The 15,803-nt window shown below is 38.7% G+C and carries 9 protein-coding genes; 7 read left to right on the forward strand and 2 right to left on the reverse strand.

Annotated elements, in window-relative coordinates:
* Positions 1–426: SDR family oxidoreductase (locus tag JHD79_RS20995; RefSeq protein WP_199121322.1), on the forward strand; the 426-nt coding region annotated here is incomplete at its 5' end.
* A 158-nt stretch (positions 427–584) separates the two neighbouring features.
* Here the strand turns inward: JHD79_RS20995 and JHD79_RS21000 are convergent.
* The gene (locus JHD79_RS21000; RefSeq protein ID WP_199121323.1) at positions 585–2,483 is read right to left on the reverse strand and encodes a sensor histidine kinase; all 1,899 of its coding nucleotides are present in this window, start codon (positions 2,481–2,483) and stop codon (positions 585–587) included.
* A gap of 392 nt (positions 2,484–2,875) precedes the next feature.
* Positions 2,876–3,508 (reverse strand): response regulator transcription factor, encoded by a 633-nt coding sequence (locus tag JHD79_RS21005; protein ID WP_199121324.1) that lies wholly within the window; start codon positions 3,506–3,508, stop codon positions 2,876–2,878.
* Positions 3,509–4,057: 549 nt separating this feature from the next.
* Between JHD79_RS21005 and JHD79_RS21010 the strand changes: the two genes are divergently transcribed.
* The 6 genes from JHD79_RS21010 to JHD79_RS21035 all read left to right on the forward strand — a co-directional run bounded on the left by JHD79_RS21010 (position 4,058) and on the right by JHD79_RS21035 (position 15,666).
* Complete coding sequence (locus JHD79_RS21010; RefSeq protein WP_233164815.1) at positions 4,058–7,060, forward strand: hypothetical protein; 3,003 nt, start codon at positions 4,058–4,060, stop codon at positions 7,058–7,060.
* A 75-nt stretch (positions 7,061–7,135) separates the two neighbouring features.
* Positions 7,136–10,792: a hypothetical protein gene (locus tag JHD79_RS21015; protein ID WP_199121326.1), complete on the forward strand. Its 3,657-nt coding sequence runs from the start codon at positions 7,136–7,138 to the stop codon at positions 10,790–10,792.
* Positions 10,793–10,799: 7 nt separating this feature from the next.
* Entirely contained in the window at positions 10,800–11,303 is a 504-nt protein-coding gene (locus JHD79_RS21020) for a hypothetical protein (RefSeq protein ID WP_199121327.1), read from the forward strand.
* 38 nt (positions 11,304–11,341) lie between these two features.
* A complete protein-coding gene (locus JHD79_RS22870) occupies positions 11,342–12,628 on the forward strand; it encodes a gliding motility-associated C-terminal domain-containing protein (RefSeq protein WP_233164816.1) in 1,287 nt (428 codons plus the stop codon).
* Positions 12,629–12,705: 77 nt separating this feature from the next.
* A complete protein-coding gene (locus JHD79_RS21030) occupies positions 12,706–13,674 on the forward strand; it encodes a type IX secretion system membrane protein PorP/SprF (RefSeq protein WP_199121328.1) in 969 nt (322 codons plus the stop codon).
* Positions 13,675–13,707: 33 nt separating this feature from the next.
* Complete coding sequence (locus JHD79_RS21035; RefSeq protein ID WP_199121329.1) at positions 13,708–15,666, forward strand: OmpA family protein; 1,959 nt, start codon at positions 13,708–13,710, stop codon at positions 15,664–15,666.
* Positions 15,667–15,803: the final 137 nt, after the last annotated feature.

A 15,803-nucleotide genomic window follows, 5' to 3' on the forward strand; every position in this document is an offset into this window, starting at 1 on the left:
GAGTATGATACTATGTTTGGCGTAAACTCTAAATCTGCTTATTTCTTTTTACAGGAAGCCGGTAAAAAAATAAATGATAATGGTAAAATCTGTACGATTGTTACTTCCTTACTTGCTGCTTATACGGGATTATACTCTACCTATGCCGGCGCAAAAGCTCCGGTTGAACATTTCACAAGGGCAGCTTCTAAGGAATTTGGTGGTAGGGGCATTTCTGTAACAGCGGTTGCTCCTGGGCCAATGGATACTCCTTTCTTCTATGGGCAAGAAAGTGATGATGCGGTAGCTTATCATAAATCTGCAGCCGCTCTTGGTGGATTGACAGATATTAAGGACATTGCACCGCTGGTAGAGTTTTTGGTGACCGATGGATGGTGGATCACAGGACAAACCATTTTTGCAAACGGCGGTTATACAACGAGATAGGGACTTTAGGAGGTCAGCTTATGCTGACTTCCTATTTTTCAATGTTTAATTACATTCTTGTTCTTCTGGTTAAGCTACTTTCAAAAGAGGCTGATATTTCAATTTTACGACGCTTAGAGTTTAACTAAACTTGTAAAAATCAGTTTATTATCGCTTTACTATGACTTTAATGGTATAGATACGGTTATTTCAGTACCTTTCGAATCCGAATGTATTGTAGTTTCCCCGTTTAGGGATTGAACCCGTCGACGGATGGATTTTAAACCTATAGTTGATTTTTCATTGCTGGATTTTTTTTCATTTAACCCTATCCCGTCATCATTGATTATTAAAATGAGATTACCTTCTTCCTCATAAATTAGGATTCCTACATTGTTAGCCCTGGCATGTTTGATAATATTGGTAATCGCCTCTTGGATGATACGGAGTAATGCAATTCGCGTATCCAAATCAACACCTATTAGTGAACCATCATCTATATTAATATTTTTATTGTAGCGACTTTCGGGTAAGAAATTATCTGTAAGTAGTTTAATATGTTCCTCAAAATGTTGTTCTTGTTGGTCGTTAGAGGAGCTGAACCATTCGTGGCTTTTGTTTCGTGCTGCTTTGTAAGCATTTTCTGTTTCCCTCAAAAGCACATCCAGCTTGTTTTTAAAAATAATATCAGAAGTATCCAATGATAAGGCCTCTAATTGGTGCCTTATAGCAGCGATGGATGAGGCAAGACCATCATGGAGGTCTTGTCCAAGGCGCTGTTGCTCTTCTCTAACCGCTTGATGTTTAGCTTCCTCCATAGCTATAATTTGTATATTTGCCGCATTGTTAAGCGCATCTACCTGAGCTTTAGATTTCTTATCCTTGCGGAGCATGATTAGATAGATGATAAGCACAATGATGGTTGCGCAAGAGGAGACAATCAGTAACCACAAAGCTCGTCGTGCATTTTTAGCATTTAATAATTTGTTGTCATCCACTATAGCATTATATCGTATATAATCACTGATAAATTTTTTAGATTTTTCCCATTCTGCTGACATTGCCTTTTCCAATTGAAGATGAACATTGATAATTTCGTCTTTGTCTTCTAACTGATTTGCAACTTCTAAAGCATTATTTAGGATATAAATCTCTAAGTACTTATCTCCACTTTTTTGTGCAACTTGGTAAGCCTGATAAAAATAATCAAGCGCAATTTTAGGCTTGTCGTCGTAATATCCTGTCATTAAGAAGAGCGCATTAATTTCTAAATTCGGATCACCAATGCCCTGCGAATCTGATATTAATTGTCTTATAAGCGGTAATGCTTTCTGTTTTTGCCCACTTAAAATTAGTAAACGCCCCTGCCACAACTGATTGAAAATTAGCATTCGATCATCTTTGTACCTATTTGCAATTTCATTGGATTTGCCTAAGTAGTAATTAATACTATCCTCGGTAAGATTCGGATTTCGGTTACAGTAGCTAATATACACCTCAGCCATAATGCTGTCTTTCTCTAACTTTTTTCCAGTTTGGATGGCCTTTTGCAAAAGCGATTTAATTTTTGGTCTATCGGAAATACCCTTGTTCAGAACTTCGACCATATCTAAATACACACGAATAATTTTCTCGGGATCATTTAGCGTTTGGTAATCTGGCAATATTTCACCTAGCAATCCCAAAGATTCTGCATATAATCCTCTTTTAAAAAAAGCATAAGCAATTAATTCGTCTGCATCTGCTTGCCCTTTCTGGTAACCTAAATTTGTTGCCATACGCTTGGCCTTTACTACGTAGTAAAAGCAACTATCTACATTTCTGCTTCGGTAGAGTGCTCCTAATTGGTTTAAACTGTTAACCAGCTTAACACCATCCTTGATGAAAGCTAGTCCTTGTCGTTCTCGTTCAATTTGCTGAGTTTGGCATTTGGCAATGTTATTACTAACGCAAAACAATAGGCTTAATACTAAACAATAGATAGGTTTTATGCGTGGCATGATTGGGGTAAAAACAATAACTGCACGGTTTGTTTTATGCAAATTTTCCATTTTTTGTACCAGAATAGTTAATTTCATAGTGCCATTTTTTAATAGGCTGATTACGAGGTGTATTTTTGTAAAAGTGATCTATTCATTTAATAGTGTTCGTTAAATGGATTGCCGAATAAACACAATATTTTTCCCTTTCTTCTGAACAAATACATACCATTTCCCTTTATTTTTTTTAGATTCAGTTATTTGTCAAATAAACCGTGTATGGACTCATAGCAACCCAAAAACAAGCCTCTGGCTACCGCAACTTATGAAATTTAAAAAAATGAGATATAAGTAGCCTAGAAAGGCTTATGAATTTAACAATGACTTTTTGATTAACAAGAAGCCGAAAAAATGCAGACAATAAATAAAAAGTCTTTAGTGAGGGGGAAGATTTTGAGATCATGAATTATGTTTGGTTGTACTAAATGGAATTAGATTAGTTCCTGCTTTCGGGCATAAGATAATAGCTCTATAATGGAGTTGGCATTTACTTTAGCCATCATCTTTCTCCGGTGTGCTACAATGGTATGCTTACTTAGGTTTGTTTGTTCTGCAGTATGGGCAATAGTTAGTCCTTGTGCAAAATAATGAAGAATCTCAAGTTCTCGAGCAGTGAATGGTATCTTACTTGTTATATCTGTATTTGATACAATTTCGGTTATTGATGGAGAAATATACTGTTCACCCTGATTTATTATAGAAAGGCATTCCAGTATGGAATTAAAGCCTGATGATTTGCTTACGAAGCCATTGGGATTATAGCTCAGAATATTTGCAATTGTTATGGGACTAATTACGGAGCTGATGATAATAATGGTGATGTGCTTGTTTAAGCGTCTGGCTTCGTTAATGAGCGGTAGGGCATTTGTGTTTTTTAGATAATAATCCAAAAACAAGTAAATGGGCGACTTAAAATTCTTAAGCAGAAAATTAATTAGCTCCCTTTCTTCGCTAATAGTATGTACTGAATTGAAAAGCTCAAGCCTTTCAATAAGTGCTGAAAAAGAATCTGCAAACAGATGGTGGTCATCAAGCACAATTGCTATGGCTTCTCTTTTTTTCATAAATAGTTTGAATATAGTAAAATTAGATAGTTTGATCTGATTATGAGTGATATTTAAGGATGTTAATAGCAAATTAATGCTATATATATAATGAGTAATCGCAATTTATTGTTGCTTAGTTTCTGGAGCAATAATTTTTTATGTATGAATTACTCTCTTCTCTTCTTTATCCAAGCAGGTAAATTGTGTAATTACTTGCGTGAAGTTATATTGGTTTGTTTCAATAACAACAATTTGCTATTGTGATAAATTTCACAACATGATCTTGTTATAATGCACAAGTGCCTGTTTTTCTTGATTGTGGGAATGTTAATTTTAGAAAGTCAAGTGATCAACTTTCATCATTGACCAAACAAAAATGTTCATTATCCTATAATCTTTATGAACTTAAATTCACGATCTCTGCTGTCCACAAAAGATGGATGTGCCTATCAAAAAAAAATCCTTAGATTAATACCTCGGAACAGCCAACGGCTAATCGTAATGGATAAGCCAAATAATTTTAAAGAAATTTGTTGTCACCACATAACTAGTACCATTAAAAAAGTTATGTGTGTGGGTCTAATACTAGGATTCCATGCAGTAGCCTCAGCTCAGCAAAAGGTAAAAGATGGTTCAGTTGTAGGAAGTAATCTGCCTAATAAGGATGCAATTTTGGAACTGGAAAGTAGTAATAAAGGTCTCCTTCATGTAAGAGTGAGTTTAGCCCGCACTACAGACTCTGCACCGTTAACTTCTCATGTAGCAGGTATGATGGTTTATAATACTGCAACAGTAAACGATGTTCTTCCAGGAATTTATTACAATGATGGTACAAAATGGGTGTTTGTTAGAAGTTCGAATAATATAATCGTTGAAAACCAACCAGGAAAAACTGGAAGTCCTGGAATACCAGGTACTAATGGCGGGCCTGGTGTTGGGGTTACAATTGTTAATAATGATAGTGGTACCTGGGTTTATAATCCAACAACGAATACCTGGACAAACATCAACGGTGCTCAAGGTATTCAAGGTGTTGCGGGAACTAATGGTACAAATGGCACAAATGGAGTTGATGGAAAATCGGTAACCAGTGGTACTACTGCTCCGACAGGAACAGGAGCTACTGGTGATACTTATATCAATACAACCACAGGTGAAACTTTTGTTTACAATGGTACGACCTGGGTTTCTAGTGGCAACATTAAAGGACCACAGGGAGATCCTGGTGTTGCAGGCCCACAAGGTGCAGTTGGTCCGCAAGGTGTTGCGGGAGCTAACGGTACAAATGGCACAAATGGAGTTGATGGAAAATCGGTAACCAGTGGTGGAGGTGCTCCAACAGGAACAGGAACTGCTGGAGATACTTACATCAATACCACTACAGGTGAAACCTACGTTTATAATGGTACGGCCTGGGTTTCAAATGGCAACATTAAAGGACCACAGGGAGATCCTGGTGTTGCAGGCCCACAAGGTGCAGTTGGTCCGCAAGGTGTTGCTGGAGCTAACGGTACAAATGGCACAAATGGAGTTGATGGAAAATCGGTAACCAGTGGTGGAGGTGCTCCAACAGGAACAGGGGTTACTGGTGATACTTACATTAATACCACTACCGGCGAAACCTATGTTTACAATGGTACGGCCTGGGTTTCAAATGGCAACATTAAAGGACCACAGGGAGATCCCGGTCCTACTGGCGCTTCTGGTGCTCCTGGTGCTGATGGTACCAACGGGACGAACGGAACCAATGGAACGAACGGTAAATCGATGCTAAGTGGAACGACAGTTCCTGGAGCAGGCACAGGTGTTGATGGCGATACCTATGTAGATACGACAACTGGTTTAACCTATATCAAAACAGGTGGTACGTGGGCATTAGACGGTGGAACATTAAAAGGTCCAGCAGGAGCTACTGGTCCTCAGGGTCCTGCAGGAACTACAGCTGCAGTAACCGCAGATAATGGTTTAACTAAAACTGCAGATAATATCCAGTTAGGTGGCGGCTTAATTAAAGCAACTGCTATAGTAGCAGATGCTACTAATACTTTAGCTGTTAAAGGCCTACAAACTGGTTCAAATAGCGATAATCTTGTTGTTACAGATCCACTTACAGGTGTGTTAAGATCAATTTCTACGTCATCTTTTGTTAATATTTACAATGCAAATGGTTCACTAACAAGTAACAGAACAGTAACTTTAGCTGGAAATAGCCTTAGGTTTACTTCACCGGAAAGAGTTATTAGGTTTGATCCAAATGGCCGTATTGGCTCTGAGGCACAAGGTACAAACGATGCAGATATATATGTGAGTTCGGGTTCTGGAGCTACTTATAATCGTTTTGATTTGCAGTCTTTTCCAAGTGGTCAGGTTAATTTAACAGCAACCGGGGCGGGAGTTCAGCAACTGTTGATAACTACCCACATGACAACAAATCCAGCACCGTTAATATTTTCAACAAGTGCAGGTGGTAATGCTTCGGGAACCGAAAAAATGCGTATTACAGGTACAGGTAATGTAGGTGTTGATACTCCCGATCCGACAGAGAGATTTGACAACAGCGGCATTACTAGACTAAGAAATCTTCCGCTTAATGGTGCTACTAATGCTATTAATACCACAGTTGCAGGAGATGAGTCCTCAAGCCAGAATCAAACCTTTACAGCAACTAGAACTGTAGTGGCAGATGCTAATGGTGTATTGGGTACGGTGGCAGGTCTACCTGCAACCCCTGTAAATATCTACAATGCAAGTGGAACATTAACTAGTGCCCGTACTGTAACGCTTGGTGGTTTTCCTTTAAATTTTGCAGGGACGGAACAAGCAGTAGCACTTAACAGCCTAGGTTGGCTGCAACTTAGTGGACAAGGCACTAATAGTTCATTTATGAGGATGACTACAACAGATGGAAATGCAAATGGCGTTAAATCGAATTTTGATATGCAGTTGTTTCCTGATAATATGATGCAGCTGTTTGCAACGGATGAAGTGAGTAAGCTTTCTATCGGAACACATGAAACCCTTAATCCGTCGCCAATAGAATTTGCCACAAGTCCTGGAGCTAGTGCGCCAGGACAAGTAAGGATGACGGTAACACCTACTGGCGAAGTAGCGATTGGTGCAACTTCGGCTCCATCATTCGTAGTAGGTGCTACAACCATTCAACCTAAATTACATGTGGCAGGTGATATCTCAACTACGGGTAAAATTTGGACTACAAATAGTGTTTATGCTGATTATGTATTTGAAGATTATTTCAATGGATTTTCAAAAATCTATAAAGACTACAAATTCAAATCTTTAAAAGAGGTTGCCGAGTTTATCAAAGCCAATAAACACTTACCAGGCATAACGCCAATTTCAGAAATCACCGTAGGAAAAAATGGTTATACCATCGATCTAACCCAACTTTCTATGCAACAATTAGAAAAATTGGAAGAGCTTTATCTGCATGTCATTGAAATGAACGATAAATTAAGTGAAAAGGATAAAGAAATCAAGGCGCTTCAAAACAAAACCAACGAATTGGAAGAACGCTTGAAAAAATTAGAGAGCTTATTAATTAAACCTTAAGCAATTCAGTTCAGAACGTATTCAATTCTTTTGCTCTTCCCCATAATTTGGGAAGAGCAACTTAAAGTGTAAATCATGAAAAGCTTTACTTCATCCATATTATTAAATTTTCGATTGCACACTTTTGAGCCTAATGGGTTGAATGGCTTCGTTCGAAAACTTATATTTAATACCTTCTTCTTTTTACTAATCTGTTTAGGGTTATCAGCAAATGCACAAAACAACTGCTCGGTAAATGCAGGTGCAAATCTTACCATTTGTGGCACAACTGTTACACTTCAGGGGAGCTCGTCCGGAACAACTTCCGGTACACCTACTTGGACCATTATTTCAAAACCTGCAGGTTCACCAGACCCAGTATTCAGTAATGTGAATGCTTATAACCCTAATGTGACAGGGCTGACATACCCTGGGAATTACACTTTTCAACTTTCACTGGCTTGTGGTATAGGGTCTGCAACCTCACAGGTAACTATTACAGCGCCAGGGGATGCCTCTACTTTCACGGCTGGGCCGGATATTACAAATATACCAGCTGCCACAGGAGTTGCAACATTAAACGGTGTAATACCTGCCGGGTACACTGCCTCCTGGACCTATTATAACCTCTACAACTATGAGGCTTTTGGTGGTATTGTGACAACCAATGCAACGATGACCAACACGATTACGGCTACTCCTACGCTTACGCTTACAAAAAAAGCCAATAATGATATAGATCCTGCTTATCGTGCGGTGCTGAGGATTACTTCTATCAACAATCCGAACTGCTGGTATGAGGATAATGCTATTGTCAGATTTATCCCGAATATCAATTTGGTATATGCTGCTATCAATAATCAATGTATTGCACAAGGTGCTACTGGTAATGTATACTATATAAATGCAACTACTACTTCTCCTTTATTTAGTTCCGGTACTGCTAACGCTGCAGGGAATCCCGCCTATGGAACGACCATTACTATGAATGTGATTAGCCAGCCATCTGGCGGAAACATCCAGTATTTAACTATTGAAAATGGAAGAGTTTATTTTTCTGGAATAAACGGAACGGGAGATTATGTCTTCACGCTTACGATTGCAAATTCTACGGGTTCTTATACTACACCTCAGATCACTTACCGCTATAATGGCGTGCAGCCAAATTTACTTAGCTTCATAGATGCAGCACACCCCAATCAGATACCAGTATCAACCAGTGGCTCTAGCGCAGGATCTGTTTATTGTAATATGGTAAATTCTACTACTCCTTTGACTGCTTATTTTAAGGTCAATTCTGCAGATTTACCATCTGTTGTTACGACAGTGACTGCAGATGGAACTATTCCTGCAGGAGGTAGTGCGACTATATCTGCTGTAAGCGGTGCAGGAACCATGGATAGGAGTGTTACCTTTACACCACCGGCAGGCGGGTGGAAGGTTGGAACATATAGATTTCTTCTCACAACTACTCCGGCAGGTGGACTGTGCGGTGTAAATCAAGGTTATAGTATTCATATATCGGATAGTGCCCGCCCTAATGTGGATGTGCAGGATATGGCTGTATGCTATCCTGGTTCAGGAATAGTATCTGCAACAATACCCTTACCAGGTTTCCAAGGTATTGTAAATGCAAGCTATTTCCAAAATTACACAGGAATATTTGATCTATCTGTAGTATCAAAACCTACCGGATCGGGCAGCCCTATATTTCAGGCAACTAATTTGAGGACACTTGGCAATGTTTCTACTGTAATCAGCAATTTGGACAAACCCGGAGAGTATGTTTTCAAAATAAAAGCAATCCCAGGTGGTAGCATTTCATCAGCATTTTTAGATGCAGAGTACGCCTGTTCGGGAACCTCATTAGAGGGTACTTTTTCCATATTTGTAACCACTCAGATCAATGCAAATGCAGGTAGTGATCAGACCGTTGTAACTACAGTTAGTACTAGCGCTACTCTTAATGGTAATAGTCCTGGGGTTGCTACTGGTATGTGGTCTTTGGTGTCAAAACCTTCTGGCGCTGCTGATCCTGTGATTGTAACACCAACAGCGTACAATAGCAATGTTACAGGGCTTAATTCACTGGGGGCTTACACTTTTAGATGGACCGTTTCTACAGGTAGCAACTGTAGCAGTTTTGATGATGTGACCGTTAATGTTAGGGATGCCTCTCCTGGTGGTGTGTTAAATGGTCTGTCTTACTGGTACAGAGCCGATAAGAATGTAAGCAATACCGGAGCGGGTACAGATGTAACCGGCTGGACGGATATGTGGAGTGGAACTACCGTTGCACAGCTAGGCAGCAATACATTACCTAAGTATGTATTGGGGACATCTAGTTATTTTAACTTCAATCCGGGGGTTAATTTTACCGCAGTGACACAAACCATAGGAAATAATACAGTCCAAACACTTACCAGCTTGAATTATGATGTCTTCACTTTGACGAAGGAAGGGATGACATCAACAGGAGCCAATCCGAGATTGTTCAGTATTGGTATGAACAATACCACTGTAGGGATCACCAATTGGGATGCTTTTGGTATTTCTCCAAACAGCAATTCTCTGGAAAGAAGGGTGTATAATGGAGGGACAAGTTTTCCAGCTGTTAATCCTGGATTTAGTACGGCCATTCCGAGCATTATGTATTTTAGAAATACAAATACCACTAGTGTTAAAGGGTTGAATGGCGATGTACTTGGTGCAACAGTAAACTATAGCGCACAAGGTGCTCAATTAGGGGGACATATTTTCGGTAATACTATTTTCTCCAGTAATGGAAGTGATAATTCAGGATTTGTAGGAAATGTTGGAGAGACTATTATTTATGGTGCGGGTACGTTATCAGATACCGAACGCAGAAAAGTGGATTCTTATCTTGCCATTAAGTACGGAATCACTTTGGGACAGGTAAGTACAGTCCCTTATCTGGATACAGATGGGTCTGTTGTGTGGGATGGAACAACGAATACCGCTTATAATAATAATATCTTCGGGGTATCGCGAGATGATGTAGAAGTGCTGGAACAGAAGGTATCTAGAAGTGTAAACGCTGCTGGAGCCAACCTCACCATTGCTACCATCAACGATTTCGTAAATCCAAACCAAACTGCGTCACGTACAGGCTTTACCAATGACAAGACCTATTTTTTATTAGGAGATAATAATATAACGACAACGACACTTTCCAGCTCTACCATTGCGGGAATACCAATGAATAGGATCCAGAGAGCATGGCTTTCTCAACGGCAGAATACACCGGGTACCATGTATCTTGAAGCCAATCTAGCTGGTTATGGAAGCAGTTTTTCACCTGGGAGAAATGTATTGATGGTTGTAGCGGATGATGCCGCATTCACAACTAATGTAAAAACTGTTGCTGGATCTTATTTGGGTACAAAATGGGTTTTTAACAATAGTTTCGATACAGATAACTTACAGCGATATATCACTTTTGCGACTTCATGTACCCAACCAGGTGCATTTGATGCTGCGGGTTTACCAAGTACCACTGGCGTTTCTGATTTAGCCGGTTTCACAGGCGGTACAACTGGCTGGCCTGCGAATGTGCCTAATGGTTTCATAGTTGTAGAATCAAAGAAAAAAGGTTTTGTTATTACCCGGGTAAGTTCTTCAGCAGCTATTACTAATCCAGTAGAGGGGATGCTCGTTTATGATATTGCTGCATCTTGCATCAAATTATATAATGGTACAACGTGGAATTGTTTAGGAAAAGATTGTCAATAATTTTCAGATGAAAAGAATTTTAAGCGTATTAATATTGGGTTTAGGATGGAATATAAGTACATCGGCTCAAACTGCGATTGAAAAACAAACAGCAGATGGTTCAGCAGTTTTAGATTTTAAAGCAGGAACTACCAAAGGAATTATTTTACCCGCAGTAGAATCTCTTCCAAGCACACCCGCTAACGGTACTTTTTTATTAGATAAAACTGATGGAAAAGTTAAGATGTATCAAAATAATTTGTGGGTAGAATTATCGGGCGCTGGTAGTATGACGGCCCTTGCACCTTACAGTGGTACCGTTGATAATGGTAAGCAAACCGTAATGGGTGCAAGATCTACCACTGTAGATGGCGTATTGGTGCTAGAGGCACCTGACAAAGCCTTAGTGTTACCGAAGATTTCCAGCCCGCATTTAAATGTGAAAAGCCCTTATCCGGGTATGATGTGTTATGACACCGATAGAAAGGCGCTGGCCGTATTTAATGGTTCAGTTTGGAATTACTGGAAGTAGCAGAATATAGATTACTATCTTTTTTTAAAAGAGAAATTATGAAAGGACATTTACAGTTATTAATATTTATCTCGTTTGCATGCACAATACAAACCAGTATTGCCCAAACAGGATCTGGAAGCATGACTGTCGATAATTCTGTTGTTACCGTTTCTGCTGGCACAACAGAGCAGCGTTTTAGCGAGGGTACTTATTTCGGACCAAACGCCAGTTGGCAAATTGATGGTACGTTGGAAATTTACAGTAAAAATATTTGGGTGGCTCCAGGCGCAACCTTTAGCGGGTCTGGTAAGATTGTGATTTATAATCCTGGGAATAATCCATTTTATACTTCAATGGCTTCTGGCCCGAGCAATATTGATGGAAATAACTCAGGCTTCATCAATCTTATCATCGAACACCGTAATGCAAGTAATATTTTGTTAAATGATGTAACTGACCCTGGTTTTGGAACAAGCAACCCAAGCGGTGCATTATCTGCTGCATTAAATATTGGCGGTACAATGGATATGGCGGTGAATGGTGCCGATATTATTCTGAATGGAAAAAACCTGGCATTTAACAGTAGTGGGAAAATAGCTAATTATAGCAAAGACCGTATGGTGGTTACTGGAAATAGTATTGTGGGGCACATGATTAAAGAGTATGCTGGTGCTGATTCATTTGTCTTTCCTGTAGGTATTGCAGAAGGCGATTATACGCCTGCAACCTTAACGCCTCAAAGCGCCAATAAACTATATGTAAGTGTGCAAGATTATGCAAGCGCGGGTAAAGCGGTTAAAAACGTGGCATTGGGAATGGATAGGGTATGGCATATTTATGGCACCCCATCCGCTACGGTATCGATGATCTTGCAACATAACAGTTTCACCAATGGAAATCTTTTTAAAGATGAAAACGCTGCGATTGCCAGATATATAAGTGCAGATAGATGGGATATTTTAAAAGGAACCAATCCGTCGGCCGGTGTGCATACCCGAGATAACATTATGCTTTCTACAGATATGGCAGCAAATGGAGGTTTCTATACCAAACTTGCTGTTTCTGGTTCATCATTATTTATTCCAAACCTTTTTACACCAAACGGCGACGGTAACAACGATACTTTTGAGATAAAAGGGTTAGAGTTATTTGCTGAAAATGATCTGATGATCGTAAATCGTTGGGGTAATCAAGTATATAAATCAGATAACTATCGAAATGACTGGACGGGAGATGGCCTAAATGAAGGAACCTACTATTATGTCCTTCGCGTTAAAGAAGCCTCTAGAAGTGAATGGCAGGTGTTTAAAGGATATATTACCCTAATTAGAGCATTTAAATAATAAACCTGCCAGGTATTCAAAGGCTTATTCTATTTAAGTTATTTGATGGATTAAATCACAATAACACAATTGAAAACATGAAAAGAATATTACAGATACTAAGCTTGCTACTTTTCTTATCCAGTATGGTCAAAGCCCAACAGGATGCACAGTTCAGTCAGTATATGTTCAATGGGATTTATATTAACCCAGCTTATGCCGGATATAAAGAGCAATTAAATGTTCATGCGTTTTACCGTAACCAGTGGACCGGGATTACTGGCGCACCAAAAACCATGTCCATAGCTGTTGATGCTATTGCAAATGACGGAAATGTTGGGCTTGCGTTACAAATCTCAAGCGATCGTTTAGGCGCCCAACGCAATGAATCTGTTTATGGAAATTACGCTTACAGAATAAGGATGAATGACGATGGTTCTGCAAGGTTGGCATTTGGTTTAGGGGTAGGAGCGGTACAGTTGGGTATTGATGGTGCAAAGTTAAATCCTAACAATCCTGAACTTTATCAGCCGGCAGGCGTACAAAGTACAATTATACCTGATGCAAGGGTTGGTGTTTACTTTTCAAATGATCGTTTTTATGCAGGTTTATCGGCAGATAATTTAATTTCTCAATATATCAACATTGATAGGTATGCCTTTATTGCGCAACCAAAACCACATTATTATTTAACAGCAGGCTTGTTAATGCCATTAAATCAAGACATTTTATTAAAACCATCTTTCTTGTTAAAGGATGACCGTGGTGGGCCAACGAGCTTAGATTTGAACGCTTTTATAATTTTCGCGAGTAAATTCTGGGTAGGTGGTTCATATCGAACAGGTGTAAAACTTTATGATAAAAATTATCTTCAAAAAGACTTAAGTCAATTGAATTCGGCAGTTGCAGCTGTACAATTTTTACCAACCGAAAACATTAGGATTGGCTATGCTTATGATTTTTCCATTGGCCCTCTTCAAGGATATAGCGGTGGTACACACGAAATTTCAATCAGTTATTTATTCAATAGAAAAAATGTGAGAATGCTTACGCCGAGATATTTTTAATCGACGATATGCATTTAAATCAATAAAGAAAGCATGAAAAAATATATAAACAGATTAATTCTTTTTGCCACCATATTATTTTCATATCAAAGTAAGGTGCTTGCACAATATGTATTGCTCGAAGCTGATAAACAATATGATCTTTATAATTTTAGTAAAGCTATTGATTTATATGAGCAGGCCTATAAAAAGAAACCAACACTTCATGCGGCAGAAAGACTTGCTCAAGCCTACAGGTATCAAAACGATTATAAACAAACAGAAAGCTGGTATGCAATAGCTGCTGGAATGGTAAAAACCGATCCTGAAAACATATTGCAATATGCTAAAGCATTGCAACAAAATTCTAAATATGCAGAAGCAAAGTCGCAGTACCAAAAGTATATTGGATTAAATAAAAATGTTGATGCAAAGCAGCAAAATCTTTGGCTGTTGAGTTGTGATTCTGCCAGATTTTGGATGAAAAACCCAACGGCAATAGCAATTGTAAATGAGAAAAAATTAAACAGCCCACAATCAGACTGGGGCGCCACTGTTTACGAAAATAACCTAATTTTCTCATCAGATCGTGGAAATACTTCAAAAGATAAAGCATCTGGAAACAGGCCATTCTTAAAATTTGATGGCGCTAAAAAACCAGATCGTTTGATTTATGGCTGGACAGGAAATCATTATCTAAAGCTCTATAGAAAAGATAAAGATCAGGATAGTATTTTTAATTTCAGTATACATTCAGATTACCATGTGGGGCCAGCAAGTTTTACCAGAGATGGAAATGAAATGTTTTTTACATTAACTAAAATACCAAAAAAGCCACTCTATGTTAAAGGAAAGCTGGCGACAGTTAATGTTGAAATTTATTCGAGTAAAAAAGATGCAGATGGTAAATGGGCATCCCCTGTTCCTTTCAAATACAACAAAGTAGACGATTATTCTGTAGGTGATCCTTTTATCTCTGCTGATGGTAATAGCATTTATTTTGTCTCAAATATGCCAAAAGGATTGGGCGGAACAGATATTTATGTAAGTCGACGTACTGAAAAAAACGATTGGGGGCTGCCTGTAAATTTAAGAGAGATTAATACAGAAGGAAATGAACGCTCGCCTGTATTTGATTCTGAGAATAATATTTATTTTAGTTCTGACGGCCGGGTAGGAATGGGTGGCTTGGATGTTTTCAAAGCCAAAATAATCAACGGGAAAATTACCGAGCCAAAAAATCTGGGTTATCCAACAAACTCTCCACAAGATGATTTTACCTATTTGAAAACTTCGCCATTAAGTGGATATTTTACTTCAAATAGAATAGATGGAGTCGGAAGTGACGATATCTATAGTTTTACAGAGGACCGAATCTTAGGTATCAGATTGATAGGCAAGGTGTTCGACAAAAAGAGTAATCAGCCATTAGTAAATGCCATTGTCACGCTTTCTAAAATTAACGGACAAACCTTGAAGGTGCAAACTGATGAAAGTGGCAGTTTCAGGTTTAACCTTGAAAGGGAGTCTGATTATAATTTAATGGGGGAGAAAACTAATTATAGGGCGACGGATGTTGAAGCATTTACAACAAACAATTTAGCGGTCTCTACTGAAATCAAAAAGAACCTTTATTTGGAGAAAATTGAACTCGAAAAAGCAATAAAGATTGAGAATATTTATTATGATTTTGATCAATCGAATATCAGGCCCGATGCTGCTATAGAATTAGATAAACTGGTTAAAATCTTAAAGGATAATCCAACAATTTGGATTGAATTAGGTTCGCATACCGATAGCAGAGGTAACGATCAATATAATCAATGGTTATCGCAAAGTAGAGCAAATTCTGCTGTTCAATATATCATTGATCGTGGCATTGATAAAAACAGGATCACAGCTAAAGGTTATGGAGAAAGTAGACTGTTGAATAAGTGCGCTAATGGTGTAAAATGTTCGGAAGCAGAGCACCAGTTGAACAGAAGAACAGAGTTTAAGATCACAAAACAATAATCAAAGACACATTTGCTAAGAGGGGCGAAATTTAATGATTCTTTTAAGCGTCAATGGTTATACATCTGTCTCTTATACACATCTCCGAGCCCACGAGACCTGCGTTACCATCTCGTATTCCGTCTTAGGCTTGAAAA

This window comes from Pedobacter sp. ASV28 (genome assembly GCF_016428855.1).
Taxonomy (GTDB): domain Bacteria; phylum Bacteroidota; class Bacteroidia; order Sphingobacteriales; family Sphingobacteriaceae; genus Pedobacter.